Source organism: Brevibacillus brevis (assembly GCF_001039275.2).
Taxonomy (GTDB): Bacteria; Bacillota; Bacilli; order Brevibacillales; family Brevibacillaceae; genus Brevibacillus; species Brevibacillus brevis_C.
The window spans coordinates 2461165-2487500 of the sequence record NZ_CP030117.1 but is presented as its reverse complement, the minus strand read 5'-3'; the positions used below and the strand labels follow the sequence as shown (position 1 = coordinate 2487500).

Genomic DNA, 26336 nt, shown 5'->3' with positions numbered 1-26336 from the left:
TCAAACTCGCATTACTCTCCTGTTAAAAAGAAGAGCTGTAGTCGTGCGACATAACCGTCAAAATCCTGTGCCTGAGAGGTATTGATGACTTTTACTACCTTCACCGCATTCCCATGTGGTTCTTGATAAGGGTTTGCCGGGAGAAATTTGTCCGCCAGCAAGGTAATGATGCCGTAGGAGAGCAAGGTGCAGGTAATGAAAAGAAGCAAGAAACGAAGACCCTCCATCAAGCGGCGATAAGAGACCTTCATCCGTGAGCCTCCTTACAGACTTTCTTTCATTTATATGCACTTGTCCCTCGCTCCATTCGAATCGATGCTCTCTTAGGATTCCACAGGAATAGGTCTGCCATTACAAAAGCTCCCAAGGAAAAAAAGAAAAACTTCTCCGTTCCCAGAGAAGTCGACTTTATTTGAAGTCCTCCACGTTCACTTTATCTACACAACGATTGCAGATCCCGTAGAAGGTCAATCGGTGGTCGGTAATATAAAAGTTGTAAACATTCTTGACTTTCTCTTCTGCTGTGACAAGCAGATCTTCAAAAATTTCATCCACCGTACCACAATTGAGGCAAATGAGGTGATGGTGGTGATAGGCAGCATTATCATCACGAAGATCGTAACGAGCTACGCCATCGCCAAAATTCATTTTATGAAGGATTTTCAGTTCGCTCAACAGCTCTAATGTCCTGTATACGGTAGCAAGCCCGATTTCCGGCGCTTTATCCTTCACCAACAAGTAAACATCTTCCGCGCTCAAGTGGTCTTCTTCATTCTCCAACAACACGCGAACAGTGGCTTCACGCTGTGGTGTCAGCTTGTAGTTCTGTGAATGCAACTGCTGCTTAATTTTCTCTAATTTTTCTTCCAACATTAATGCCCCTCCCCGCTCGCATGAAACCTGTTCCTATTATAGTAGAGGGGCATTGAATAAGTCAAATGCATAAGTTCTTACCTGAGAATTATTCTTAATTAAGCACAAGCTGCATCAGCCTAGGGGAAATGAAGGTTTCAAACAAGGCTGCAATCGTCAATACCGCCAGCATGCTAAGAACAAGAACGGTATAGCCCATAAAATGTGGCATGATGACATCCCTTTTGCTTAGCACTCTCGTTCGTATGAGTCGAAGAGAAAACGAAATTCCGCTGACACCTACAATAAAAAGGGCAGGGACGACCAATAAATTTTGCGGGAGAACACCCACCATAGCAAATGTTACGCCTTGCCATTGGAGTTGACTTACCAAAAACCCGACGGTGAAACCAACCACGACCCCTTTTAAAAAGAGCATCAACAAAATCATAGGCAACCCAATAATGGATAATCCTAGCACCCACATGATCGCTATAGTTTTGGCATAATGACCAAACGCCTGCTGAAAATGGGCACTGGTCTCCGGGATTCCATCACTGCCAAGACTGTTGAAAAAATATTGCAGAAAACCGTACAGCTCCTGCTTCTGTGACAATGGCAGTGAATTGACGAGGACGGCTCCGAAAATAATGCCCATCGTAAACAGGACGATCGTGAACCAGTAGAGTGACTGATGTTCTCTCGCATAGGATTGGATAGTTTGTCCGACTCGTGAACGCACGCTTCGTCGCCTCCCGCTTGGCTGATTACTGTACAGCTTATGCGGACGAGTTCTCCCCTATGACAACCTACATCGGGACGATCTTTCCGTAGGTACCGGCACCACCCTTTTGGACAGAAAGTTTTCCCTCTCGTGCTTGCACAATAAGCGAAGCGATTTTCTCTCCCACAACATGAGTGAGCTGTTCTTCGTTCACTCGATGCAATACGTTCATCTGTGTACCAAACGATTGATACAGCTTGTCCAACATTTTCGGACCGACTCCCGGAATGAATTCCAACGGGATTTGCTCGATATAAGGAGGACGGAATGCTGGATGCTGGCCTGCCTCTACATCCGCTAGCTGATCAATGCGCGCTGCAACCCCTCGCACAATTCGTTGGAAGCCGCATTCCGGACATTTGCCTGAGGCATCCGCCGCTAGTAAAGACTGGCAAGCTTTACACGCCGTCTGATGATACTTGCCAAGCTCAGGGTGTAGACCATAGTTCATACGAACCCCTCTGTCACCGATACGCTTAATTGCTTTCACCCACTCTGCGAAGGAACGCTCTTGCATATACATCGCTTGATATTCCCGGCCTATCTTCGCCAGAGAATGGGCATCTGAGTTTGTGAGAAAGGTTTTGTCATGCAGCTCGGATATGCGGTCCGCCATAATGGTATTCGCACTCAATCCTAGCTCGACCGCATAGATGAGCGAAGGATCGAGCACTTCTGCCATCGAATCCGTACAGCTCCCATACAACCCTTTATGCGGCGTAAAAACATGGGCCGGGATTAAGAGTCCCTGCAATTGATCGACGCAGGCTTGTAATTCCCTGAGTGATGTGTAGATACGCTGAGAACTCAATTGCACATTTTTGCAGCGTTCTGACAGCCACGCGGTAAATTGCTTCATTTCTTGCAGCTTCGGTAGATAAACGAGAAAATGAGCTGCACCACGCCCCGGCTCCTTGATTTCTACTTCGCAACCCAAGATAAGCAAGGTATCTTTGTAGGAAATTCCTCCATCCACCTGTTCAATGGCTGATCCCTTTTCCAACAGATTTACCAGCTCATCCTGAACCTCCGGCGAATGTGCATCAATAATCCCGATGACATCCATCCCTTTTTTCTCTGAGGCTTCCTCCAAAATTTTGGTGAGTGTCATTTGGCGTGAAGCCGTTATTTTCACAGGTTTACCCGTCCACGTACCACCGATGTGAATATGCATGTCGCAAAAATAGGAAGAAAGCATCGTACTACCCACGTTCGCGCAGCATTTTGTTTTCCCACGCGTATAATGCCACGACTGTCTTGGCATCACGGATTTCTCCACTTTGATGCAGGGCATGCGCTTCTTCCAGTGTTACTTCCAGCACATCAACGAACTCATCCTCGTCCGGTTTGCTTTCTCCTTTTTTCAAACCAGTGGCCACAAAAACATGTAAAATTTCATCCGCGAAGCCTGGCGATGTATAAAAAGAGCTGAGCGGTGTGTACTGACTCGCAACATAACCTGTCTCTTCTTCCAGCTCGCGCATTGCACATGCAAGTGGCTCTTCCCCTGGCTCCAGCTTTCCTGCTGGGATTTCCACGATTGTACGCTCCAAAGGCTTGCGGAACTGACGAACTACAACCATTTTGTTATCATCTGTTATCGGTAATACTGCAACCGCCCCTTGATGATTCACGATTTCTCGCTTGGCTGTGTTGCCATTGGGCAGAAGTACTTCATCTACCTTGACCTTAATAATTCTTCCGTCATAAATGGGTTGACTGGAAATGGTTTTTTCATACAAGTGATCATATTTATTCACTGTCGTCATCATCCTTTTTCATGAAGTCGTTCTAAATCGTCGATTCCCTCCATAAGTTGGGAGCATAGAGCTTGTCCACCCTATTGTATCGGAGGAGATCATGAATGAAAACATATGTTAGCGAAAAGCACTTGCGTATGGTCGGAAAAGCTTGGGAGATCAAGGCTGCACTTCGTTCCTGGTCAAGTAAAGACCTAACGCTTCAAGAGTACTTGATGAAGCGGGCGAATGCGGGGCGTCGTTAACGGTTTGGAAGATGTAGCCCAGACTGTTTTCTACCAAATCGGCAGCCATCCATGCCGTCTGAAAAGGGGCAGGGTCCTCTTGCCAATTTCGCCCCATCGTAGAAAAGGACAAGCCATACCCCTTTTCCAGTGAAGCCAGTTCTGACGGGTCTGGGACTTTTCCCTTTATGAAAATATGCTTTCCTGCAACTTCTATTGCTTTCATTTGCCGTGAAAGGACTTCATCTCTTTCATCCCTGAAAATCGGGATTGTAACCAGGGCAGGACAGAGAGCAAATCTGTTTAAAATCGACACGGTATGATGACTGACACCGTAATGCCTGGTACGTGGGTCCCCAAAGCTGATTCTAGGAATAAAAAAGGGTGTTCCTCCAAGAGTGGCTACGGCATGAATGACCTCAGCTAACTGAATTCCCGAGAAGCCATAAGGTGTACCCGTACCCGCTACCCCAGGTCCGAGCATACAAACAATGATATCGGCATGCTCTACATGGCGTGCTGCCAGCAAGCCACTATGAATTGTCAACGACTCACGATCTCCCCCCCACGCATGACCTGTCGTCACTGTCGCAGCCAAGCTCCCGTTTACTTTTAATTGATGGACATGCTGACTCAAGGCAATCGGCAAAGATGCGCCGTCTGGCATGACATATACGATACGGGCATTTGGATTTTTTATATGCAAAGCAAGGACAGCAACAGGTAGAAGACTGTGTAGCTCGCTAATCAAAACAGGGGTACCTTCCAAGGATAAATCTTCTTGCACAAACAAAGGGTGGTACGGGCTGGCCTGTTCTTCTACCGAATCTACCGCGAGCTGCCATGGCGAATAGCGCATTTTCATCACATGCCCCCACTCATTTGGAAGAACATCCGTTTCCTCTGGTTGAGTAATCTTTCCTACGACAAAATGATACCCGCCTGTCCCCAATTCCAATCGAACAGCGGTTGTATTGATCAAAAGTAAATCGCCACTTTTATAATCCTCCTGCAAAAAAGACAGCACTCTCTCCATTTTGTATCCAGTAACCGATTCTGTCCGGACTTCGAGTATCTGCATCCCCGTTTGCTTTTCCAGAACTTTTTGGACCGTCCCCACCGCCAAACGAAGCACCCAGCTTCCCCCCTTTCATTCCTGCCTCGTCCCCGAGCTTTCTATTCAGTCTATGATGAACAGTGGTTGTCTCAATCATGCAAACAAGTGAGCGAACGAACAAAAAGGCCGGAACCCCTCGCAAGGAGATTCCGACCTCATTTGGTTACTCTTGTACTTCTGCAATGACAGCAAGCACCAGCTCAGCCGCTTTGTTCAGTTCAGCGATTGGCATGCGCTCGTTTTTTGTATGGATTTCTTCATAGCCGATGGCAAAGTTTACGCTTGGCACGTTGTAGCCGTTAAATACGTTACCGTCGCTTCCGCCGCCGCTTGCAACCAGCTCAGGATTGCGGTCAACACGTTTAACCGCCGCAATTGCTTTTTGTACAACAGGCGTTTCTTCGTTGAATTTGTAGCCGTGGTACATAAAAATAACGTCATTTTCGCAAGTCGCACCCATCTCGGCTGCCACTTCTTCAAATGCTGATGTCATTTTCTTCACTTGTGCTTCCAGCTTGTCCATAACCAGGCTGCGAGCCTCGGACCAAATTTCCACATAATCCGTTACGATATTGTACGCTTTTCCGCCTTCAAAACGCCCGATGTTTGCAGTTGTGTCCGCATCAATACGGCCCAGTGGCATACGAGAAATTGCTTTACTAGCAACCGATATAGCACTGATGCCATCCTCTGGATTCACACCTGCATGCGCTGCTTTACCGTGGATTTTGGTTACGATGCGATATTGTCCAGCACCAGCTACTGTAATTTTTCCAACTGGACCTTCCGAATCGAGGATGAAGCCCATTTCTGCTTTCAGCAGGCTGGAATCCATTGCGCGGGAGCCTACAAGTCCAGACTCTTCTCCCACAGTCAATACGACTTGGATCGTTGGATGTGGCAAGTTTTGCTCTTTCATGCTGCGAATACCTTCAAAGATCGCGGCGATTCCTGCTTTGTCATCCGCACCGAGGATCGTCGTTCCATCGGAATAGATGTAGCCATCGCGAATTTGTGGCTTGATTCCGTTTCCTGGTACAACCGTATCCATATGACTGCTAAACAGAATAACTGGACCTTTTCCAGTTCCCTCCAAGGTTGCGATCAGATTGTTGGCACCGTGTCCGGTTTTCGCTGCTGCGTCATCCTCTTCTACGGTAAAGCCCATCGCCATCAGTTTTTCTTTGAGCACCTTGTTGATCTCTGCTTCGTTCTTCGTTTCACTGTCAATTTGGACGAGCTCTAAAAATTCATTTAACAAACGCTCTTGGTTGATCGTACTCACACTCGTTACCTCCTGATCGTACTGCCCGATTTTGGTACATATTCACAAGTTCCAGTATACCGCAAAAAAAATTTTTCTACTACGTAAACGGCTATGATTCTTTCGGATATTGGCATAGCTCATACAAGACGCCATTCGCAGCCTTCGGATGCAAAAATCCGATCAGCGCATCGTGCGCACCCGCTTTGGGGACCTCGTGAATGAGAGGTACTCCTTGCTCTTTTAATGTGGCTAGACGACTCGTAACGTCATCCACATCAAAAGCAATGTGGTGAATGCCTTCTCCGCGTTTTTCCATAAATTTCGCTATCGGACTCTCATCACTTAGCGGTTCTAGTAATTCAATATGACTTTCCCCGATCTTTAAAAATGCCACTTGAACTTGTTCGCTTTCTACGATTTCAGTTCCAACCAACTCCAATCCCAATTGCTCGGTATAAAAGGGAAGCGTCTTTTCCAAGCTTTTTACCGCAATGCCGATATGGGCAATTTTTTTCGGTGCGCTCACGAATCATCATCCTTTTGTAAGTGGTTGTCTCATTGGCTACATTTCGGTACAATTTCAGCATGGACGAAAAAAAGAAAGCCAATGATATCCTTTTCTTCATTCTAGCACAGCCACTTACAGAATCACCTGATAATTTCCTCAACCCTGAAAGGAGGTTTGATTAGAATGAGACACCAATCGCTCTTTGCAAAAATCCTGATCGGCATTCTAATTCTCTCACTCATCGTTCCCACGTTTTTTTACTTTCAATAAACGAGTGATGATAAACACTTAAAAACCCCTTTCCGACCGAAAAGCGGAAAGGGGTTTTTCGTTTGTCCCAGCTAGTTTTTATTTGTGAACGAATACACTGGAAGTTTTCGCATCCCAGCCGACTTTGTAACCAAGATTATCCGTAACCGTACGGATTGGGATCATTGGCATGCCGTTTTTCAGGACAACAGGTGTTGGCAATTGGATTTCCGTTTTGCCTACTTTAGCTGTTTTCGAACCAACTGTAAACTTCACAACCTTGGTTCCACTGATAACAGCAACACTTGTATTGTTCCATTGCGTAGTCAGTGCCAGTGCTTCTTTAAAGAATTGGGCTGGAACCATGGTCGTATTTCCATCTGCAATGTAAGGAGCTACAGAGAGAGGATAGTTTTTGCCATGCAGGGTGAAGTTTGCTGTATTTACTTTAAAGGAAGCTGAGTTCACCGGAATAACAGTCGATGGTTGTTGCGGCTGTTGTGGTGTCGGCGTTGCAGGCTTTGGTTGAGCCGGGGAAGGCATTCCTACACCAACAGCACGTGCAAACAGCAAGCCTCTTTCTTCGGAAGTAAATACGCTGATGCTATATGTGTTTTTCACAGCAGGGTTTACGATGTTCGCTGCTGGATTGATCACGATATTAGCGTTTGTTGCCGCAGGAATATCCTGAGACGGATAAATCAGTACGTTTTGTCCACGAACCGCAACGAAATTCGCTCCTACACCATTTACAGAGATGTTTGCTGGCGCGATGTAAGCCGGTACCTTGTAGCCTACCGGGAATACGATCTCGATAAAATCGCGTTGCTTTTGCAGACCAACACCTAATCCTTTGATTGCCACGTTCACACCCGTCTGCTTGCCAAGTGCATTTTGTGTCAAAGCGATAGTTGCAGTGTTGTTGTTAGTAGCTGTATTTGGTACAGGTACTGGCGTTGTTGGATTGGTTGGGTTGGTTGGCGTCGGGTTCACAGAAGAGCCACCAACGCTGAAGGATTTGGATTCCAAGGTTCTTCCGGAAACAGTAGCCTTCAACGTATAGCTGCCAGCCGTTTTTGGATTGGAAATCCACGCTCCATAAGTAACTTCAACCTTCACTCTGCTATTAGCACTGAAGCCGGTTGGGGCTACCAACGCGATTCTATTACCAGCTGCTGTTGCTTTTTTCGCTGGTTTCCCATTGAGCAAAAAGTCTGATGCAGTCAAAATACCCGGCACCATGTCAGATGATGGGAATTCGAGAACCAGTTCTCCATCCGCTTTCAATTCTTTGCTGCCAAAGTCAGCATCAAAGGTGTAGCTGGAGCGAGCTCCTGCGCCCGGATCAGACAGGTTCACTGTAAAGCTGTCGGAAGCGCTGCTAGAGCTGGAACCGTTCTTCGTAATTTCAATATCTTCTGATTCGTATGTAGTTCCATCATATTTCACTTTAAAAACATGCTTGCCACTGGAATCAGGATTCTCGATTCCAGCATCCTTGTCAAATTCCAAGGTGATGTAATCATCTGCGTCTGCACCACTCGGAATTTTGACATCAACCGTACTGCCACTGACACTGACAGATTTCGCTGTATAACCGTTTACTTTTACATCCTCTTCATCAATGCTTGATGGCAACATGTTTTTCTCTGGGAAAGTGACAGTAATCGTGGAGTTAGTCTCCAGCTCATCACTTCCTTTGAGAGAAATTTTGCCAAGCTTGAGGCTGACTTTTTCTCCTGCTGCTTTGCTGCTCAACGATACGGCGTAATCATTGCTAGACTTGCTACTGCTGCTCGAGCTGCTTTTTTTGATATCTACATCATCTGATTCCGAATCCTCGTCGCCCGCTTCTACACTTACGCTGTATGAACCTTTGTCGTCAGGATTCGTGATACCGCTCGTAATTTTAATCTTAATTTTATCGCCTTTTTCTAATTCTTCATCTGTCTTGATTGTAATTTCTTCTCCATCAACACTTACTTTCTTCACATCGAAGCTAGCATCAATATCATCCGTATCAATGTCATCGTCGATATCATAATCAGAATCGAATTCGATGGTAATGGTTTCTCCACTATCCAGGTCTTCTTCTAGCTTGAATTCAATGGTGTAGTCACTTTCTTTACCTGCACCATCGTTGTCAGCCGTTACCGACAATTTTTCAATAGCATGTGCTTGCTGCGGTACTGACACAAAAGGTGTAGCGGCCAGCGCTGATGCCAGCACTATTGGTAGTGCTTTTTTACTCTTTTCCATGTTTTTCCTCCCATATTTACCCTTTATCTGGAAATTCTCTCTAGCAGGACGCTACCAGTCTACCACAAATGCTATCTGGTGGGAATCTCTTCTATATCATTTATGAGACTTACTGGCTCCAATTGCTAAGACGAAGACGTCTCGGAAAAAGTTACATACGAAATGTTCGATTTGGAAAATTTTTTTAGATATTTTTTATCAAAAAAACCAGGTCTTTACCTGACCTGGTTTTTCCACACCCTAGTACAGCTTGGTATCCGGTCCTACATTCTCAAGCTTTTGCTTCACGCTTTGCAGGAATCGTCCACAAATCAGACCATCCAGCACGCGATGATCCAACGACATGCACAGATTGACCATGGAACGCACTGCGATCATGTCGTTAATAACAACAGGGCGTTTCACAATGGACTCGACACTAAGAATCGCAGCTTGTGGAGCATTGATAATCGGCTGGGACAAAACAGAGCCAAAGGAGCCTGTGTTGTTAACCGTAAAGGTCCCGCCTGTCATGTCATCCATCGTCAATTTTCCTGCACGGGTGCGTGCTGCCAGATCATCAACTGCCTTAGCAATGCCAAGAATGGATTTTTGGTCAGCATGCTTGATGACAGGAACATAGAGAGCATCTTCCGTGGCTACTGCGATGGAGATGTTGATGTCCTTTTTCACGATGATTTTGTCATGCGCCCATGTGGAATTGATCATCGGGTACTCTTTTAACGCTTCCACAACCGCTTTGATAAAGAACGGCAGGAACGTGAGGTTGAGCCCTTCCTTTTTCGCAAATTCACCTTTTGCCTGATTGCGGAAGTTAACGAGATTGGTCACGTCTACTTCGACCATCGTCCAAGCATGTGGAGCCTCATGCTTACTCTGTACCATCCGGCTTGCAATCGTACGACGAATAGATGTTACCGGGACAACTTGATCACCGCTTGCAACCGGTATATCTACGGAAACAGCAGGAGTCGAAGCTGGTACTACCGGTGCAGGTGTTGAAACGACAGTAGTTTGTTCGACTGCTACTGGAGCCTGCGCGACCGTTTCTTTCACGGTCTCAGTTGGTTTTTGGCCGCCCGCGTCGATAATCGCTTGGACATCTTTGCGGGTAATACGACCGCCTGCCCCAGTCCCTACAACGCGGGACAAATCAATGCCATGCTGCTGTGAGAGCATGACAACAGCAGGTGAATAACGTTGTTTCGGTCCATCCATGACTGGTACTTGCTGATTAGATACAGCCGGCGTAGCTGCCTTTGGCTGCTCGGTTGCAGGCGTTTGTGGGGCCGTAGTTTCCGTCGTGCCAGCAGGCGCTGCAGTTGCACCTTCCGCACCACTTTCTTCTATATATAGGATCAACGTACCGACAGCGACTGTCTCACCTTCTGGCACGACGATCTCTGTAACGCGTCCTGAAACGGTAGAAGGAACCTCTGCGTTTACTTTATCCGTCGTCACTTCAGCCAGCGAGTCGTATTTCTTGACCGTGTCGCCTACATTGACCAGCCATTTGCTAATGGTGCCCTCGGTCACGCTCTCTCCGAGCTGGGGCATAAGTACTTTCGTTGCCATGATCCTTGGTCCTCCTCGCCTTAAAAGTTGGCCAGCTCGCGCATTGCTTCCAATACTTTTTCCGGGTTCAGCATAAAGTATTTTTCCATCGGCGGGCTGTATGGCATAGCCGGTACATCTGGACCGCAAAGACGTTTAATCGGTGCATCCAAATCGAACAGGCAATGCTCCGCTACAATGGCAGCTACCTCACCGCCAACGCCGCCTTCTTTGTTGTCCTCGTGTACGATCAATACTTTGCCTGTCTTCGAAGCCGCTTCTACAATCGCTTCCTTGTCCAACGGATACAGTGTGCGCAAATCAAGAATATGCGCGCTGATGCCTTCTTGTGCGAGCTTTTCCGCAGCTTGCAGCGCGAAGTGCAGAGTCAAACCGTAGGAGATGACCGTGATGTCTGTACCCTCTCGCTTGACATCCGCTTTGCCAATCGGCAGCACATAGTCATCCTCAGGCACTTCGCCTTTGATTAAACGATAGCAGCGCTTGTGCTCGAAAAAGAGCACAGGATCCTCGTCGCGAATGGCTGCTTTCAGAAGACCTTTTGCATCATAAGGTGTCGAAGGTGCTACTACTTTCAAACCAGGGGTGTTCGTGAACATCGCTTCCACAGATTGCGAATGGTACAGTGCACCGTGAACCCCGCCGCCGAATGGAGCACGAATCGTGATCGGGCAATGCCAGTCGTTGTTCGAACGATAGCGCATTTTCGCCGCCTCACTGACAATTTGGTTCACAGCTGGCATGATGAAGTCCGCAAACTGAATCTCAGCGATTGGACGCATGCCGTAAGCTGCCGCACCAATCCCTACACCGACAATAGCGGATTCAGCCAGTGGCGTATCAATCACGCGCTCCTCGCCAAACTCTTCAATCAACCCGTTTGTCGCACGGAAAACTCCACCGCGTACGCCAACGTCTTCTCCGAGGATAAACACATTGGAATCGCGACGCATTTCTTCACGCATCGCCATTGTAATTGCATCAATAAAAGAAATGACTGCCATAAAAGATCCCCCCTTATTCCCCGTATACGTATGTCATAGTCGATTCTGGTGTTGGATATGGCGCGTTTTCTGCATATTCAGTGGCTTCATCCACTTCCAGTTGTACGCGAGCAAGCATATCCGCTTCCTTATGTTCGTCCAAGAGTCCGATCTCTCTCAAATATGCAGCGAAAACAATTAACGGGTCCTTTTTCTTCGCTTCTTCCACTTCTTCTCTCGTACGATACACTCGATCGTCATCGTCACTGGAGTGTGGAACAAGGCGATACATAACGGCTTCGATCAGCGTTGGCCCTTGACCACTGCGAGCACGCTCAACCGCTTCTTTCATGACGCGGTATACTTCAATCGGATCGTTTCCGTCCACACTGATGCCCGGGAAGCCATAGCCGATCGCACGGTCTGCTACACTTTCACAAGCCAACTGCTTTTTCAGTGGTACAGAGATCGCGTATTTGTTGTTTTCGCAGAAGAAGATAACCGGGAGCTTGTGGACACCCGCAAAGTTCGCACCTTCGTGGAAGTCCCCCTGGTTGCTGGAACCTTCTCCGAACGACGCATACACAACAAAATCTTTTTGCTTCATTCTACCCGCCAAAGCCATACCGACTGCGTGCGGCACTTGGGTAGTCACAGGGCTTGAGCCCGTCAAAATATTGTACTTCTTGCCACCGAAGTGACCTGGCATCTGTCTTCCTCCGCTATTCGGATCTTCTGCTTTCGCAAAAGCGGACAGCATGCAATCACGGGCTGTTTGGCCAAAGACCAGCACCAAACCAAGATCGCGATAGTACGGGCACAAGAAATCTCTGTCTTTTTCCATCGCAAAAGCTGCCCCCACCTGAGCTGCTTCCTGACCCTGGCAGGAAATCACGAACGGTACTTTGCCCGCACGATTCAACAGCCATTGGCGCTCGTCAATTTTTCTGGCCAATAGCATGTAATAATACATGTCAAGGACTTGTGCATCGGTCAATCCCACTTGCTCATGTCGCTTGGTTGTCATCGTTACATTCCCTCCTTGCTAATTGTGTATCGCTTTTCCGTCGACAGCCTGCGCTGCCTCCATGATTGCTTCGGATAAGGATGGATGCGGGTGAATCGTCTGACCGATCTCCCACGGAGTCGCATCCAGCACACGGGCCAAGCCCGCTTCGGAAATCATATCTGTCACATGTGTACCGATCATGTGAACCCCTAACAAATCATTGGTCTTGGCATCAACGACCAACTTCACAAAGCCGTCATTCTCACCGTGAATCAGTGCTTTGCCCAGCGGCTTAAAGCTGAACTTGCCGATTTTCACATCGTAGCCTTGTTCTTTTGCTTCTTTTTCAGTGAGTCCGACATTTGCGACTTCAGGTCGGCTATACGTACATTTCGGAACCTTGGTGTAATCCATCGGGTGCGGGTTTTGTCCAGCCATGTGCTCTACCGCAAGAATTCCTTCATGCGAGGCAACATGCGCCAATTGCAAGCCGCCAATAACGTCTCCAATCGCATAAATATGAGACTCTGCGGTCTGGAAAAATTCATTAACCACGACTACGCCACGCTCGACTTTGATTTCTGTTGCTTCCAAACCGATGTTTTCTACATTTGCTTGGCGTCCTACTGATACGAGTACCTTTTCGGCTTCAAAGGTTTGGACTCCATCCTTGACTTCCGCCTGAATAGATACTTTGCCTTCCCCTTTTTCCAACGATTCAGGCAGCACCTTTGCTCCCGTCACGATGTTTACTTTCCGCTTTTTCAACAGACGAGCCAATTCCTTGCTCACTTCTTCATCCTCAAGCGGCAAAATACGGTCGGCGTACTCCACAACAGTTACTTCCACACCGAAATCATTGAGCATGGAAGCCCACTCAATCCCGATAACACCGCCACCCACAATGACAACTGAAGCAGGCAATTGCTCCCACTGCAATGCTTCATCGCTTGTTACCACATAAGATCCGTCGATAACCAAACCGGGAAGTGTGCGTGGACGAGAACCTGTTGCCAGTAAAAGGAACCGTGGAACGATCATTTCTTGATCCCCGTTTTCCTTTTCAATGCGCACAGCACCTGCCTGCGGAGAAAAAATGGAAGGCCCCATGACTCTACCAAAGCCTTCAAAGACAGTAATGCTGCCTTTTTTCATCAAGTATTGAATCCCTTTGTGAAGTTGGTCGATAATGCCTTGCTTTCGCTCTTGTATTTTTGTGAAGTCATAGCCTACAGTACCTGCCGAGACTCCGTATTTGTCAGCTTCCTTCAGGGTGGAGAATACTTCTGCACTGCGCAATAGCGCTTTAGATGGGATGCAACCACGGTGCAAGCAAGTACCACCGAGCTTTTCTTTTTCCACGATTGCTACCTTCATTCCCAACTGGGAAGCGCGGATTGCCGCTACATAACCGCCGGTACCTCCCCCGAGGACGACTAGATCAAACTCTTGAGACACCACGATCTCTCCTTTCATTCGGAAAGCTAGCCTGCGTTTTTATGAGAATATGAATATTCAAAGAAAACCGTTTATGTATTCCTGACCGCTCCTCCATAGAAGAGCGGACAGGAGTATGAACTTTATAGAAGAAACGAGATTAGCGCTTGTAAACAGTCTTGCCGTTTTGCAGGAAAGTATTACGTGATCTTGCAACACTTGCAATGCGCTCTTCTGCCATGCGGTCAGCAGCTTTGTAGGAAGCCATGCCATCACGTTCAGCGATTTCGTAAATTTTCAGGATGCTGTCATAGATTGTTTCTACTTTTTTCAGTGCACGCTCGCGGTTGTAGCCTTGCAGCTCATCTGCCACATTGATTACTCCACCAGCATTGATCACGTAGTCAGGCGCGTAGATCAGACCCATTTCGTGAATTTGGTCACCGTGTCTCTCTTCTTTCAGCTGGTTGTTAGCTGCCCCTGCAATCACTTTTGCTTTGAAGAGTGGAATCGTGTCATCGTTGATGATTGCACCCAGTGCGCAAGGAGAGAAGATATCGCACTCAACACCAAAAATCTCGTTAACGCCTACAGCTTTCGCACCGAAATCGTTCACTGCGCGATCTACGTTTTCTTGATTGATGTCCGTTACGATCAAATGCGCGCCTTCTTCATGCAGATGGCGGCACAGATTGTACGCTACGTTACCTACACCTTGTACAGCAATCACTCGGCCGGAGAGGGAGTCGGAACCAAACGCCAATTTAGCAGCAGCTTTCATTCCGCGGTAAACACCGTATGCTGTAACAGGAGATGGGTTACCACTGGAACCGAATGCCGGAGAAACACCTGTGACGAAATCTGTTTCCAGGTGGATCATATCCATATCTGCTACCGTCGTTCCTACATCCTCAGCCGTGATGTAACGGCCATTGAGCCCTTGAATATAGCGACCGAAAGCACGGAACAGCTCTTCACTCTTATGCTCACGCGGATCACCGATAATGACCGCTTTACCACCACCGATGTTCAGTCCAGCCGCAGCGTTTTTGTAAGTCATCCCACGACCGAGACGCAATACGTCCACAATCGCCTCTTCTTCTGTTTTATACGGCCACATGCGCGTACCGCCGAGTGCTGGTCCTAATGTCGTATCATGAATGCAAATGATTGCTTTCAAACCGGAATTTTCGTCTTGGCAAAATACCAATTGCTCGTAATCGTACTTTTGCATGTAGTCAAAGATGTTCACTGAAGAAACCTCCCTAGTATCTTTCGTTTTCCGCTTAAGTAAGCTGGCGTAACAGTGGGCTCCATTTGGAGAATTTCCCGCCAAGAGGTATATGCAAAAGTCATGCCAATAAAATCAAACTCATGAAAGCGCTTTATTTACAAGAACGTGGAATGAGTATCCCGACGTCAAGTCTGCATTTTTTTGCATATACGCGCAAAGATTTGCGTGCAACATTTTGCACAGTTACTTTGTTACTCTTCCTGCACATCCATGATGCCCAATTTTTCCATCTTGTAGTACAAACTGCGAATCGCGATTCCAAGACGTTTGGCTGCAAGGGTGCGATTGCCTTTGGCTGCTGCCAATTCCCGCAATATGTGCTGACGTTCTGCCTTTTCTACTGCTTCTTTTAATGTGGTACCAGTGGAATCCTCATGCTGGGCCTCTTCCTTTTTGGTCGAAACGATTCTTCTTTCCAGAGGGGGTAAATGCTCCGGCATAATGATTCGCTCGTTGATCCGCATATGAATCATCGCCCTGCCCAGTACATTCTCGAGCTCGCGTACATTGCCTGGCCAGTGATAGGACAGAAGCATCTGCAATGTTTCTTCATGCAGCTCTTCTACATTTCTACCATACTCCAAATTGGCTTTTCGCAGCAGGTGCATAGCAATCGGTTTAATATCTTCCAAACGCTGTCTGAGTGGAGGGATATGAATCGGTACGACGTGGAGACGATAATACAGGTCTTCACGGAAACGTCCCGCTCCGATCGCTGCCTCCAGATTCACATGGGTAGCTGCAATGACGCGAACATCGATGTTGATCGGCTTCGTTCCACCGACTCGTACGACCTCTCGCTCCTGCAAGACTCGCAAAAGCATGACCTGCATGCTCATGGACAGCTCGCCGATCTCGTCCAAAAAGATTGTTCCACCGCTCGCTTCCTCAAACAGCCCCCGCTTTCCTCCTCGACGCGCACCTGTAAACGCACCTTCTTCGTAACCGAAAAGCTCACTCTCCAGCAGGCTCTCTGAGATCGCTGCACAGTTGACCCGGATAAATTGGTTGTATTTTCGTTCACTTGCATTATGTATGGCATGGGCAAACAGTTCTTTCCCCGTTCCCGATTCTCCACGAAGAAGGACCGTTGCTGGTGTTGACGCCGCTTTTTTGGCTTGCTCGATCGCTTGCTGCATGGACTCGCTATAGCCGATGATGTCTGCAAAGCTATATTTTGCCTCCAGATTGCGGATGATACGACGAGCTCTCTCCAGCTCTTCTGACAGGCGCTTGAATTCAGAGACATCGTGAATGACGCCAACGCTGCCTTTCAGCTCTCCATCGACCAGAACAGGTGCAACATTGACTACGACGTCCTTGCGCTTTGGTCCCAATTTCATGGGGGCGCCTCTCACTGCCTTCTTCGTTTTCAAGACTTGCATGTGCATGCTATCGCCTTCGGAAATATCTACCGTCGCTGGTTTCCCGATAATGTCGTCTTGCGAAAAACCCGTAAGCCTTGTGTAGGCCGGGTTGATCAAAAGTCCATTCCCGTATTGGTCAACGACTGATATTGCTTCGTCCGATGATTGAATAATTGCTTGTAGCATGCTCTGCAAATCTTTCAAGTTCGTCACTTCTTCTGCCAACGCCATGATTTCTGTAATATCACGGAAAATGGCAACAGCTCCGACAACTTCTCCACGATCATTGCGAACGGGCACACGGTTTGTAATAATCCGCGTCTGATTTGGCAAAACTTGCTCCTGATTCAATTCGGGAGAGCCTGTCTTTAATACAATATGTAACCGAGTGTTCGGTATACGCTCTGAAACTTTTGTATCCAGCACTTCACTCGCCTCGATGCCCATCAATCGCTCTGCGGCTTTGTTGAACAACGTTATAACTCCTTGACGATTGACACCGATAATCGCGTCATGCGTGGAGTTCAACATCGTTTCCCGCTCGCGCTGATTTTGCATCAAGACCGCAATTAGCTTATCGCGTTCCCGAATCAATTTCATGACGATTCTCGTAAACGTTCCTGGAATGAGCACTGTCTTATCTTTCTTTAATTGCCTGAGATGCTCATACTCCCCCAGGTCCCCTGTAGCTTCTAAAATGACATCCAGATCCTCATCCAGATAAGGCCGATAATCTTGATCGACGGGAATCCCCAATGATTGGGCCAGCAGAATGCCTGGGGCGTCCGGCCGTTGATCGACGACAGCAACGACTTGTAATCGGTCCATCTGGTTTAGCATCCGCAGGAGTGCTGTTCCACCACGTCCCGCACCAACGATGAGCAGCTTGTGCATGCGAGAGACCCCTCACTTTTTGAACAACCTCTTTACGATCTTACTCGATACCATTGTACTCCAACAAACCGTTGATGGACAGGCGTTCTTCCCTAACGTGCGCTCGTTCATGTGCAACAGGTACGGTGGACAAGGCTGTTCGCATCCGATATGATGAAAAGACCGTGCTGTAGTTATTGAAGTCGTTTACGCATTCGAGAAAGGGGTGAAAAACCCTTGGTATTTCAGAAAATCATTGCCCTCTTAATTATGGTAATCCCGGCGGCAATCGCCATGTACGGAATCAAGTTAATCCGAGACGCATTCTTCTATTCTGCCTCTCCCGATGTTGGATTTTTGTGGGGAAAACTCATTCTAGGTATACTGGCTTTCGCCATCCCTGTATGGTTTATTGCCGGATTTATTCTCCATCACGAACGCAAAAAAAATCGCGTACAGCCCCGTTTCATGGTTCCTGAGCCTGATGATGAGGACTAGACCAAACCGGACGAGCCAGTCTGGTTTTTTTTATTTTCAGCTTCTGTAACTCTCCCCCATTGATCGAGCCGACGAAGCCAGCTGACGTGTTCGATGACGCGGGAAAACGAGCAAAATTCTGCCGCAATCTGAAGACACAGGAAAAGCACGAGCATACTCGCCTGTACATAAATAGGTGTCCCGATGACAAAGGAAAAGCCTGCTGCAAAACCCAAGGCATTGGACCCTGTATCTCCGAGCATGATTTTGCCGCCAGCGTCATGGGGAAACATGCGCACGCTTGCCATGAAAACAGGGATCAAAAAAATCCAGTTTGCCATCGCCCCACTGGCTCCTATTGTCCATAAACCAAAAGCCGCTGCCATTGCTGTCAGGCACCAAAACACTTTGATCGCCCGTGCAGGCCGCAAATCAAACAAGTTAACAATATTAGGCGAGAGTGCAAGTAAACCAAAGGAAACAATACCGGCCCACAACGAGTTCGAAAGAGAGAAGGAAAGATAAAAAGCCGTGCTTGTCCCGCCTATCAGCTTCCACATCCCACTAGTCATTCGCCTCTCTCGCCATAACACGCCGAAATGTCCACGAAAGCCTTTTGCATCCCGATCTGATGTGCGATCATCACGCCATCCCCAAAAAGCCATCGTGATCATACCTGTTAGAAACAATAAGCCGTTCAGGAGAAGCTCGCTTTTGGCCCCTCTGAGAAGAAGTAGTCCGATCAGCACTAGCCCAGTTATAGCGCTCGAACATACGAGGATAAGCCCCCCTGCTGTCAGTACGGACTCTCCTTCGTAATTGAATCGATTCATCCCCAGTGCTTTGAGCTTTTGTGTGCCGATTTTATGCAGCGGGCGGTCAAGCACCAGCGGAAGAACGACCGCGATGAGCATGATGAGCATCATGATTTTCGTTTCCACTCCTGCCCCTCCCACCATTTCCAGCATAGCGTTCGGCTAATCGCGACAAACTCATTCCCGCGATGACAGAAGCCTGCCCAATCGTTTTTCGTTTCACGGTGCGAAAAAAAGACAGGGACCTCTGCTACACGATACCCTGCACGCAAAGCATCGACAGTGAGACCCACCTCTATGCCAAATCCTTTATCCTGACTCCCCAATCGATTAAGAAGCTCGCGACGTATTGCCCGTTGTCCCGATAAAGGGGCTTTTGCTTCAAAGCCTGTCAACATCCGGATGCCATGATGGGCCAAGCCTTTTGCTAATCCGAGACCTGCTTTCACTGTCGGAGGGGGAAGAACAGCTACCGCCATATCACAGACATCTTGTAACACCGGCGTAAGCAAATGTGCGGCTTCTGCTGCGCTGTCTCGCAAATCACCGTCGAGAAGCATGACCACATCCCCACTGGCGCACTTCCAGCCCAGTTGAACAGCGGCACCCTTCCCTTGATTGCGCGGCGCTCGAATCACCACATCCGCCCACTTGCTTGCGATGTGTGCCGTCTGATCTTTACTGCCATCATCAACGACGATTAATTCATCACAAAAAAAGCGTTCACGGATGGCACGGAGTGTATCACCGATGGAAGCCTGTTCGTTGAACGCAGGGATGACGACGCTAACTTTTTTCACGCGAGCCCTTCCTCTCAGCCAATCTATTTTGCACTTGCTCCAAAAGTGCCCATTGTTTTGCAGGAGAGTCAGGCACTTCTCCGACCTGAATCCAGGAATTCACCTGTTTTTCCTGTAGCCAAAGCGGCGCTTGCCTAGCTACTACCAAAAGTACTCCATCTTCCCAACTATTTCCCTCGCGATACGAAACCACTTCTATGCCTACTGAATGCATCAGTTGCTTAACCTGTTCAGCAACGTTGCCATCCTCCTGCCAAACATACACCTTGCTTCCAGCAAGTTCATCCACATAGCGTATGCTCATGAGTTGGACGACTTCTTGGTTGCTGCGAGCAACTTCTTTGAGCAATCGATTCATTTGCTGTCTTAATTCATGGTTGCTTTTGAGCGCGCGATCATACTTTGCTTCCATATTGGAAAGAATGCCGTTTGTTCCTTGCGTTATCCATGAATGGCCTGCCGTCCCTCCTAACAAGATACCTACCCCAAGTGCGACAAATATGGCTGCCAGTGAAATCAAATGATAGCGGAAGGGTATCATGTCTACCTCCATGAAAGTGCGTTGTTCATAAAGTCCAAGTCCGCCACTGGGTCCAAATCATCTGTACAGCATGACGGGCGATCGGATTAATGACGAGCGCGGCTGATACAGGGAGAAGCATAGCGACTATACACCAACCCCACAGCTTCCATGACTCGCTCGGCCGATAGAGATGACTGACTCCTTTGGCATCAATTAGCTTTGTCCCGATCTTTGTGCGGACCAATAACGTGCTCGCCATACCTTTGCGGCCTTTTTCGAGAAAATCAATCATATTTGTATGAGCACCGATCGTGACGATCAGTTTAGCCTCTTTTTCGTACGCTAACAGCATCGCCACATCTTCACTCGTACCGGGCGCTGGCAAAACATGATAAGGCAAACCGAGTGCTTTTACGCGAGCCGTTCCAGGTGCTGTCCCATCTACAAAAGCATGAACAACGACCTCCGCTCCGCTTTGGAGTGCTCTGTCCGAGACGCTGTCCATATCTCCCACAATCAGGTCTGGACGATACCCCGCTTCCATGAGGGCATCTGCACCACCATCGACCCCGATCAAGACAGGTCGATATTCTTGAATGTAGGAAGACAGGGTCAGCAAGTCCTCTCTGTAATGTTTCCCGCGAACGACGACAACGACGTGTCGCTGTTCCATTTTTGTATGTAATCGCACATGGCAAAGCGGTTTTAAAAAAAGGTCTTTTTCCTTGCTGGCGTACAAAAGTGTATTGTCGATAAACGAAGAGAGTGTATCATCCAACTTATCCTGCGCTTCATGCCATCGGTTCAAAATAGAGGGAACCGTCACCTGCTGCAGCCTGCATATATGGACCCACTTCTCTTCTAATAGGATGTACAAATTTTCTTCGCGTATCGTTGCATACTTGCCCTCGATCCATTCCATGAACGAATCCGACCCATCTACATCCAGTACTTCATAGAGTGTGACACCGTTTGTTAAAAGTTGGCGGGCTCCTTCAGCCGGATATTGCCCCGTCATGAATGGCGAAAGATTGAGGGCGACTTTTACCCCTCTTTCCAGCAAGGACTGTGCTGCTATCTCATCAACGTCTGGATGATCAATGATGGCGATATGATGGGAGTGGAGACGTTTGCACAACTGCTTCGTCTTCAGATCAGCTGCTACGACAGCCGTGTATGAATGTGTTGCAGAACCTTTTTGTTTGCCCACTTTCCCACCTCCGCCTTTAGTATGCTAAATATTTCCTAACTACATGCAAAAAACGGTCAGAGCGTTTTTTGCAGACCGCCAGCGGGTCCCATCGTGTTTAATGAAAACCAACGAGATGTTTTTCACAAAAAAAGAGGCTGTGCATCAAATGCACAACCTCTTTTAGCGAAGCGTTTTCAGTTTAATCTACGCACCCTTGACCAGGTAGTAAATGATCAAACCATCTGCGAACAGGAAAACCATCAAAGATACAAAGCCAAATAAGATTGCAAATGTGTTTTTCGCTTTGATGGAATTCAAACAGCCCCAAGCGATAAAGAATGTGAAGATAAACATCAGGATGTCAAATAAAACGATTTTCATAAACGACAACTCCTTCACCATGATGACGCAAACCGGAATACAATGGCAATTCCATTATATAGCTTCACGTATTATGAGACAAGCATATCCAAATTTGTGAACAAAAAGTTTCACAATTATTTCCCTTTTATTGTGCCACATGTTGCGCTGCCTATCCATATACTCCAGCAATCTTGCTCATTCCATTTTTCTTCCCTGGCTACATGATCATGGATGGTGTGAACGAGGTCCTTCAGTTCCACATCGGTCAATTCATGCAGAATAGAGCGGCCTTTTCTTGAAAGCAAGTCTGCTTCCAATTCAAACCAGCTATCGTATTCACGTCTTGTCTCCCATAGCGTCGTCTTGTTCACCTGTTCAAGCCCCGCGAGCTTCATGCTGTTCTGCACCGTTGTATCATCCGGTCTTCGTGTCTCTTCTATCGTGAGCAAGCGCGGGTATCGGGTAAAAAAATAACCACGAAAATGAGTCGGCGAGGCTGGCATTTTGACATCGTCCATCGTCCTATCTTGGATCAGGCAAATTCCCCCCGGTGTCAATAGCCTGATGACTTCTTTAAAAAACTTCTGCAAGTCTTGCTCCGGGAAATGATGGATCAAGGCGCGAGCGAATACAATATCCGCACACTGACTCGGCAAGCCTGTTGCCCGGGCATCCCCCTGTACAAACGAAATCTTTGGATCGTCAGCGCATTGCTCTATCGCCGCTTCTACCATCACCTGAGAGAAGTCAATGCCCGTGACAGAAGCAGCTCCTAACCCAGCCCAAGCCTTACTGTAAATTCCACCGCCACAACCGATGTCGACGACGTTTTTGCCCACAGGATTGACGAGTGACAAGATCGTCTGACTCCACGAATCGTCAGCGGTTCTTCCAGTATAACTCAACTGATTTTTCTCAGCGTGAAAATCAATGGTCATTCCTGTTTCGCCTCCATGAACTCCAGCCGGTTTCCAAATGGGTCCTCTGTGAAAAAGCGGATAAGGTGAGGAATTTCTTCGTCAATCCGAAATGATACCCCATTTGCTTGCAGATGCTCCATTAGCGAACCAATGTTTCCCACAAGGAACGCTGGATGTGCTTTTTTCGCGGGAATGAATCCTTCCTCTACGCCAATATGAATCATTTGAGCGCCACATTGGAACCATACACCACCCCGAACGAGAAGCTTCTCTGGCTTTGGAACCTCCGGCATTCCTAAAAGCTCACCGAAAAACTTGCGCGCTACGTCCTCCGTTCCTGCTGGTGCTGCTAATTGTATATGATCGAGTCCAATCCATTCATGCTTTTTTGTCATCGGCTTCATTTCCTCCTCTTTTTTTGCACAGAACCATCCATTCGTCAATCTGATGGCTCATTACTCTGCCTTCGTTTGTGGTAAGCCCTAGATATTCTTTTTGTTCATCTGTAGCGTCCAGGAGCATTTTTTCGACGGCCGCTTCCTGCTCAGGTGATTCGGAAGTGCGCTGAACCCAAGATAAAAATTCAAACCTTTTTTTACGTTCCTGCTGCTTTTGCAAAGTCAGGCCGTTCGCTTCAAACAAAGCGCACCATTCCCTTACGGAAAGACAACGAACATGACTTGGATCGCGTGTTTTCTCTACTTCATTCATGAATGCCGAGAGTGACGACTCCTCAGGCGAAACGTTGTCGATGAAGAGAAACAACCCACCAGGGATCAGCACGCGACTCACCTCACGAACAAAAGCCGCCGGATCTGGAAAATGATGAGCCGCGATTCGACATGTGACCAGCTCAAATGATTCATCGAGAAACGGGAGAGACTCTGCATCAGCCTGAACATACATCACATTATGGACATGTGCTGTTTCATTGGCCGCAGACGCCGCCATGAGCATTGGTCGAGTCAAATCCGTGGCGACGACCAAGCTCACATGTGGAGCCAATGTCCTCGCTACGTGCCCACCTCCTGTGGCGATATCCAGTGCCCGCCACTTCTCTGCTGGCTTCATCCACTCCACCATCAGTTCCAGATCGCTGCCTTTAGCATGCGTTTTGCTTTGCACGTATTGCTCTGCATTTTTTCCAAATTGCGCTTGAACAGCTTGTTTGATCTCTTCAGGATTCTTCATCGAGAACACCTCCTGCCTACATCATATTCCAATGTTTGTCATCCTTGTTATAGAATACAGATAACTAGTTATCGAGAATTTGAATAGGAGGCAGCTCACAATGGATCGAGAAAGTCTTGAGGTATTTTTGACGATTGCTCGTCATGGATCAATTAATCGTGCTGCACAGGCGTTATTTTTGGCGCAATCAACATTGACGCATCGCTTGAAGCAATTAGAGCGCCAGATTGGGAGTGCGCTGTTTGTTCGCACTGCCTCAGGGGTCAGTCTTACGGGCGAAGGACGTCGGCTACTACCGGTTGCTACAAATATCGTAGAACAAATGCGGTCCTTTATCCAAGAGAATGAACAGCGCCAATCGATGAACATCGTCGCAGGAAAAGCCTTTGTCGCCTATGAACTGCCGCGACTGATCGGGGAGTACCGGGTTGCTCATCCGGGCTTTACCTGCTACGTTCGCTCTACACTGTATGAGGAGTCCCTCAGCGCTCTGCTAACGGGAACGGCTGATATTGCCTTCCTCGGGAGTGAAATGTATCATCCGCACATCCATCAAGAATTCCTTCCCAGCGATCGACTCCTGCTCGTCATGGCGCCCAGCCATCCTTGGGCAAGCGGGTTTCCAGGTTTTCAGGCATGGGGAACCGAGGAAATGATTGTGTTCGGGAATCACTCCGCCCCTTATCGCCAACGGATTGACCGCTATCTGGCGCAGCAGGGAGTTTTTCCGAATATTATTATGGAATTGGACAGCTTCAATGCTGTTAAAAAAATGGTCGAACGGCAGCTAGGGATTACGATCCTGCCGGAAAGAACCATACAACAAGAGCTAGCGACCCGAAGATTGGTCGCCTACGATATTGCAAACGGTGAATTAGTGCGCCCCACACTCATCGCCTACCTTCATCCAAAAAAAGAGGACGATGCTTTCCAGCAATTCGTCCAATGGATCAAGGAACATTATTAACAAAAGTTCACTGTAGTGTTAGTACCGTAAGCTCCGGGCGGCAAAATAAACGAACTGGCAAGATCGTCGTACCCAACCCTCTGGTGGTGTACACAGCCATGCCACCTACCTGATAAAGTCCTTGCACATATTTACGCCCGTATTGCGGCGCCAAAAGATGACCAATGAAGGGCAAGCGTACTTGTCCGCCATGGCTGTGGCCGGACAGTTGGAGATGCACGGGATGCTCTGACGCACTATCAGCAAAATCAGGCTCATGCACCAACAAGATAACGCTGCCCTCCGGCGGGATATTTTCTAGTGCCCTTGGAAGATCAGGTACACCATAGAAAAGGTCATCCACTCCTGCCATGTATAACTGCTGGCCATCTTTGTGTACGACCACGTGCCGATTATCCAACACTTCAAATCCAGACGCGACTAATCCATCCCGAACTTTTTGTTGTTCACCAGCTCGATAATCGTGGTTGCCCAAAACGGCGAATTTGCCTAATGGGGCTAGGAGCTGATTGAAAAGGGGAACGGCGGCGAATAGAGGTCGCGTCACTTCATCTACGATATCCCCTGTGAAGCAAATCAAATCCGGTTTTTCGCTCTGAATCACGGCAATAACCGACTCCAACTCTTTCGCTTCAAAATAATGTCCGAGATGAACATCACTGAAATGAATGAGCTTTGTCCCCTTAAAACTTTTTGGCAATCCCGGTATCGTGATGGACAATCGCACGATATCAAGCGCTTTTCGTTCCCATACATGACCGTACATGCCAGTCGCTATACCAAGACCAATCAATCCCCCTACCCATTTCGTGACTTTGTGGAGAAATGTTTTCCTTGAAATGGGAGCAAGGTTAGGATCATTCACTGTCTTTCGTTCGCTCATACCCATTCACGACAACGTCTAATCTTCCCGTCACCGGGTCAATGAGTAAGCCGTGTACTTCCACATTCGGTGGGAGGAGCGGGTGATTTTTAATCGTTTCTACGCTATTTTTCACACTTTCTTCTACACGATCGAATCCGTGCAGCCATTTATGTAAGTTAATCCCTGCATGTTGAAGCGTGGAAAACGTTTGCGCCGAAACTCCTCGCTCCAGCATCTTCTCCATCGTGCGTTTGCTGTCGATCGCACTCATCCCGCAGTCATAATGCCCGACGACCATCACTTCTTCGGCATTCAATTCGTAGATCGCAATAAGAATACTGCGCATGATACTCCCAAAAGGATGGGACACGATTGCCCCGGCGCTTTTTACGTGCTTGATATCCCCATTGCGCATGTTCATGGCTTTTGGCAGCAGTTCAACCAAACGGGTATCCATACAAGACAGCACGACCAATCGTTTATCAGGAAACTTGGTGGTTTGGTACTTTTCGTATTCTTGGTTCGCCACAAATTCACGGTTAAATGCGAGAATTTCATCTAGATTGCGCACTTTCACAGCACCTGCCTCGCTCTTAGTAGTATGTATTTCTATCGTATGCTTTTCTATTTTACATAGGAGGATCAAAATCTCGCAAGGGACTGTG

Annotated in this window: 27 protein-coding genes and 1 pseudogene; 3 read left to right on the top strand and 25 right to left on the bottom strand. The window is 47.8% G+C overall.

The window, feature by feature from the left end; translation table 11 throughout:
• Positions 1 to 11 precede the first annotated feature (11 nt).
• The 5 genes from AB432_RS12615 to AB432_RS12595 all read right to left on the bottom strand — a co-directional run bounded on the left by AB432_RS12615 (position 12) and on the right by AB432_RS12595 (position 3396).
• The gene (locus AB432_RS12615) at positions 12 to 251 is read right to left on the bottom strand and encodes a YqzK family protein (protein ID WP_048032568.1); all 240 of its coding nucleotides are present in this window, start codon (positions 249 to 251) and stop codon (positions 12 to 14) included.
• A gap of 157 nt (positions 252 to 408) precedes the next feature.
• Positions 409 to 873, bottom strand: a complete 465-nt coding sequence (locus AB432_RS12610) for a ferric iron uptake transcriptional regulator (RefSeq protein ID WP_007720739.1) — start codon at positions 871 to 873, stop codon at positions 409 to 411.
• Positions 874 to 967: 94 nt separating this feature from the next.
• On the bottom strand, positions 968 to 1594 hold the full coding sequence (spoIIM, locus tag AB432_RS12605) for a stage II sporulation protein M (protein WP_016739960.1): 627 nt from the start codon (positions 1592 to 1594) through the stop codon (positions 968 to 970).
• 67 nt (positions 1595 to 1661) lie between these two features.
• A complete protein-coding gene (locus AB432_RS12600; protein ID WP_048032567.1) occupies positions 1662 to 2834 on the bottom strand; it encodes an endonuclease Q family protein in 1173 nt (390 codons plus the stop codon).
• 4 nt (positions 2835 to 2838) lie between these two features.
• Positions 2839 to 3396: an NUDIX domain-containing protein gene (locus AB432_RS12595; protein WP_048035788.1), complete on the bottom strand. Its 558-nt coding sequence runs from the start codon at positions 3394 to 3396 to the stop codon at positions 2839 to 2841.
• A gap of 104 nt (positions 3397 to 3500) precedes the next feature.
• Here AB432_RS12595 and mciZ point away from each other — a divergent pair.
• Positions 3501 to 3554: pseudogene (mciZ, locus tag AB432_RS31505) on the top strand (Z-ring formation inhibitor MciZ); the annotation flags it as partial.
• 1 nt (position 3555) lies between these two features.
• On the opposite strand, the gene AB432_RS12585 reads toward mciZ, so the two are convergent.
• The 10 genes from AB432_RS12585 to AB432_RS12540 form a co-directional block, all read right to left on the bottom strand.
• Entirely contained in the window at positions 3556 to 4755 is a 1200-nt protein-coding gene (locus tag AB432_RS12585) for a DUF3866 family protein (RefSeq protein WP_048032566.1), read from the bottom strand.
• 145 nt (positions 4756 to 4900) lie between these two features.
• Entirely contained in the window at positions 4901 to 6022 is a 1122-nt protein-coding gene (locus AB432_RS12580) for a M20/M25/M40 family metallo-hydrolase (RefSeq protein ID WP_048032565.1), read from the bottom strand.
• A gap of 91 nt (positions 6023 to 6113) precedes the next feature.
• Complete coding sequence (gene mce, locus AB432_RS12575; protein WP_048032564.1) at positions 6114 to 6530, bottom strand: methylmalonyl-CoA epimerase; 417 nt, start codon at positions 6528 to 6530, stop codon at positions 6114 to 6116.
• A gap of 330 nt (positions 6531 to 6860) precedes the next feature.
• Positions 6861 to 9020, bottom strand: coding sequence for a copper amine oxidase N-terminal domain-containing protein (locus AB432_RS12570; protein WP_048032563.1), 2160 nt, complete (start codon positions 9018 to 9020; stop codon positions 6861 to 6863).
• Positions 9021 to 9260: 240 nt separating this feature from the next.
• Positions 9261 to 10595, bottom strand: coding sequence for a dihydrolipoamide acetyltransferase family protein (locus tag AB432_RS12565; RefSeq protein ID WP_048032562.1), 1335 nt, complete (start codon positions 10593 to 10595; stop codon positions 9261 to 9263).
• A 20-nt stretch (positions 10596 to 10615) separates the two neighbouring features.
• On the bottom strand, positions 10616 to 11599 hold the full coding sequence (locus tag AB432_RS12560; RefSeq protein ID WP_048032561.1) for an alpha-ketoacid dehydrogenase subunit beta: 984 nt from the start codon (positions 11597 to 11599) through the stop codon (positions 10616 to 10618).
• Between the two features lie 13 nt (positions 11600 to 11612).
• Positions 11613 to 12605 carry a thiamine pyrophosphate-dependent dehydrogenase E1 component subunit alpha gene (locus AB432_RS12555; RefSeq protein ID WP_048032560.1) on the bottom strand — a complete coding sequence of 331 codons (993 nt, stop codon included), beginning with the start codon at positions 12603 to 12605 and terminating at the stop codon, positions 11613 to 11615.
• An 18-nt stretch (positions 12606 to 12623) separates the two neighbouring features.
• Complete coding sequence (gene lpdA, locus AB432_RS12550) at positions 12624 to 14045, bottom strand: dihydrolipoyl dehydrogenase (RefSeq protein ID WP_048032559.1); 1422 nt, start codon at positions 14043 to 14045, stop codon at positions 12624 to 12626.
• Positions 14046 to 14184: 139 nt separating this feature from the next.
• Positions 14185 to 15276, bottom strand: a complete 1092-nt coding sequence (locus tag AB432_RS12545; RefSeq protein ID WP_047068882.1) for a Glu/Leu/Phe/Val dehydrogenase dimerization domain-containing protein — start codon at positions 15274 to 15276, stop codon at positions 14185 to 14187.
• A gap of 233 nt (positions 15277 to 15509) precedes the next feature.
• Complete coding sequence (locus AB432_RS12540) at positions 15510 to 17579, bottom strand: sigma-54-dependent Fis family transcriptional regulator (RefSeq protein ID WP_048032558.1); 2070 nt, start codon at positions 17577 to 17579, stop codon at positions 15510 to 15512.
• A gap of 216 nt (positions 17580 to 17795) precedes the next feature.
• Here AB432_RS12540 and AB432_RS12535 point away from each other — a divergent pair, with 216 nt between their 5' ends.
• Positions 17796 to 18056: a DUF2627 domain-containing protein gene (locus AB432_RS12535; RefSeq protein ID WP_007720834.1), complete on the top strand. Its 261-nt coding sequence runs from the start codon at positions 17796 to 17798 to the stop codon at positions 18054 to 18056.
• Here AB432_RS12535 and AB432_RS12530 read toward each other — a convergent pair.
• From AB432_RS12530 to AB432_RS12495, 8 genes are all read right to left on the bottom strand, one after another.
• Entirely contained in the window at positions 18053 to 18976 is a 924-nt protein-coding gene (locus AB432_RS12530; RefSeq protein ID WP_235617676.1) for a UDP-N-acetylmuramyl pentapeptide phosphotransferase, read from the bottom strand. The two genes, AB432_RS12535 and AB432_RS12530, sit on opposite strands and share 4 nt — an antisense overlap.
• Positions 18958 to 19650 carry a glycosyltransferase family 2 protein gene (locus tag AB432_RS12525; protein WP_048032556.1) on the bottom strand — a complete coding sequence of 231 codons (693 nt, stop codon included), beginning with the start codon at positions 19648 to 19650 and terminating at the stop codon, positions 18958 to 18960. The genes AB432_RS12530 and AB432_RS12525 overlap by 19 nt, the downstream gene beginning before the upstream one ends.
• Positions 19637 to 20191 (bottom strand): copper transporter, encoded by a 555-nt coding sequence (locus AB432_RS12520; RefSeq protein WP_048032555.1) that lies wholly within the window; start codon positions 20189 to 20191, stop codon positions 19637 to 19639. The genes AB432_RS12525 and AB432_RS12520 overlap by 14 nt, the downstream gene beginning before the upstream one ends.
• Before the next feature lie 25 nt (positions 20192 to 20216).
• On the bottom strand, positions 20217 to 21383 hold the full coding sequence (gene steA, locus AB432_RS12515) for a putative cytokinetic ring protein SteA (RefSeq protein WP_048032554.1): 1167 nt from the start codon (positions 21381 to 21383) through the stop codon (positions 20217 to 20219).
• A 186-nt stretch (positions 21384 to 21569) separates the two neighbouring features.
• Positions 21570 to 21746: a DUF2759 family protein gene (locus tag AB432_RS12510; RefSeq protein ID WP_082195915.1), complete on the bottom strand. Its 177-nt coding sequence runs from the start codon at positions 21744 to 21746 to the stop codon at positions 21570 to 21572.
• Between the two features lie 116 nt (positions 21747 to 21862).
• The gene (locus tag AB432_RS12505) at positions 21863 to 22666 is read right to left on the bottom strand and encodes a class I SAM-dependent methyltransferase (protein WP_048032553.1); all 804 of its coding nucleotides are present in this window, start codon (positions 22664 to 22666) and stop codon (positions 21863 to 21865) included.
• On the bottom strand, positions 22663 to 23043 hold the full coding sequence (locus AB432_RS12500; protein ID WP_048032552.1) for a VOC family protein: 381 nt from the start codon (positions 23041 to 23043) through the stop codon (positions 22663 to 22665). Before AB432_RS12500 ends, AB432_RS12505 begins: the two co-directional genes overlap by 4 nt.
• The gene (locus AB432_RS12495; RefSeq protein WP_048032551.1) at positions 23027 to 23839 is read right to left on the bottom strand and encodes a class I SAM-dependent methyltransferase; all 813 of its coding nucleotides are present in this window, start codon (positions 23837 to 23839) and stop codon (positions 23027 to 23029) included. Before AB432_RS12495 ends, AB432_RS12500 begins: the two co-directional genes overlap by 17 nt.
• 100 nt (positions 23840 to 23939) lie before the next feature.
• Here AB432_RS12495 and AB432_RS12490 point away from each other — a divergent pair, with 100 nt between their 5' ends.
• Entirely contained in the window at positions 23940 to 24806 is an 867-nt protein-coding gene (locus tag AB432_RS12490) for a LysR family transcriptional regulator (protein ID WP_048032550.1), read from the top strand.
• Between the two features lie 7 nt (positions 24807 to 24813).
• Here the strand turns inward: AB432_RS12490 and AB432_RS12485 are convergent, their stop codons facing one another.
• The gene (locus AB432_RS12485) at positions 24814 to 25689 is read right to left on the bottom strand and encodes a metallophosphoesterase (protein WP_048032549.1); all 876 of its coding nucleotides are present in this window, start codon (positions 25687 to 25689) and stop codon (positions 24814 to 24816) included.
• Complete coding sequence (locus AB432_RS12480) at positions 25664 to 26242, bottom strand: beta-class carbonic anhydrase (protein ID WP_048035787.1); 579 nt, start codon at positions 26240 to 26242, stop codon at positions 25664 to 25666. The genes AB432_RS12485 and AB432_RS12480 overlap by 26 nt, the downstream gene beginning before the upstream one ends.
• Between the last annotated feature and the right edge of the window lie 94 nt (positions 26243 to 26336).

Excerpts from the sequence above, each read along its gene's own strand:
- AB432_RS12490 (WP_048032550.1), top strand. The coding sequence starts at position 23,940 with ATGGATCGAGAAAGTCTTGAGGTATTTTTGACGATTGCTCGTCATGGA.
- AB432_RS12540 (WP_048032558.1), bottom strand. The coding sequence starts at position 17,579 with ATGCACAAGCTGCTCATCGTTGGTGCGGGACGTGGTGGAACAGCACTC.
- AB432_RS12495 (WP_048032551.1), bottom strand. The coding sequence starts at position 23,839 with ATGAAGAATCCTGAAGAGATCAAACAAGCTGTTCAAGCGCAATTTGGA.
- AB432_RS12505 (WP_048032553.1), bottom strand. The coding sequence starts at position 22,666 with ATGACCATTGATTTTCACGCTGAGAAAAATCAGTTGAGTTATACTGGA.
- AB432_RS12500 (WP_048032552.1), bottom strand. The coding sequence starts at position 23,043 with ATGACAAAAAAGCATGAATGGATTGGACTCGATCATATACAATTAGCA.
- AB432_RS12510 (WP_082195915.1), bottom strand. The coding sequence starts at position 21,746 with ATGAAAATCGTTTTATTTGACATCCTGATGTTTATCTTCACATTCTTT.
- AB432_RS12555 (WP_048032560.1), bottom strand. The coding sequence starts at position 12,605 with ATGACAACCAAGCGACATGAGCAAGTGGGATTGACCGATGCACAAGTC.
- AB432_RS12485 (WP_048032549.1), bottom strand. The coding sequence starts at position 25,689 with ATGAGCGAACGAAAGACAGTGAATGATCCTAACCTTGCTCCCATTTCA.
- AB432_RS12600 (WP_048032567.1), bottom strand. The coding sequence starts at position 2,834 with ATGCTTTCTTCCTATTTTTGCGACATGCATATTCACATCGGTGGTACG.
- AB432_RS12565 (WP_048032562.1), bottom strand. The coding sequence starts at position 10,595 with ATGGCAACGAAAGTACTTATGCCCCAGCTCGGAGAGAGCGTGACCGAG.
- AB432_RS12560 (WP_048032561.1), bottom strand. The coding sequence starts at position 11,599 with ATGGCAGTCATTTCTTTTATTGATGCAATTACAATGGCGATGCGTGAA.
- AB432_RS12615 (WP_048032568.1), bottom strand. The coding sequence starts at position 251 with ATGAAGGTCTCTTATCGCCGCTTGATGGAGGGTCTTCGTTTCTTGCTT.
- AB432_RS12570 (WP_048032563.1), bottom strand. The coding sequence starts at position 9,020 with ATGGAAAAGAGTAAAAAAGCACTACCAATAGTGCTGGCATCAGCGCTG.
- AB432_RS12610 (WP_007720739.1), bottom strand. The coding sequence starts at position 873 with ATGTTGGAAGAAAAATTAGAGAAAATTAAGCAGCAGTTGCATTCACAG.
- AB432_RS12520 (WP_048032555.1), bottom strand. The coding sequence starts at position 20,191 with ATGATACCCTTCCGCTATCATTTGATTTCACTGGCAGCCATATTTGTC.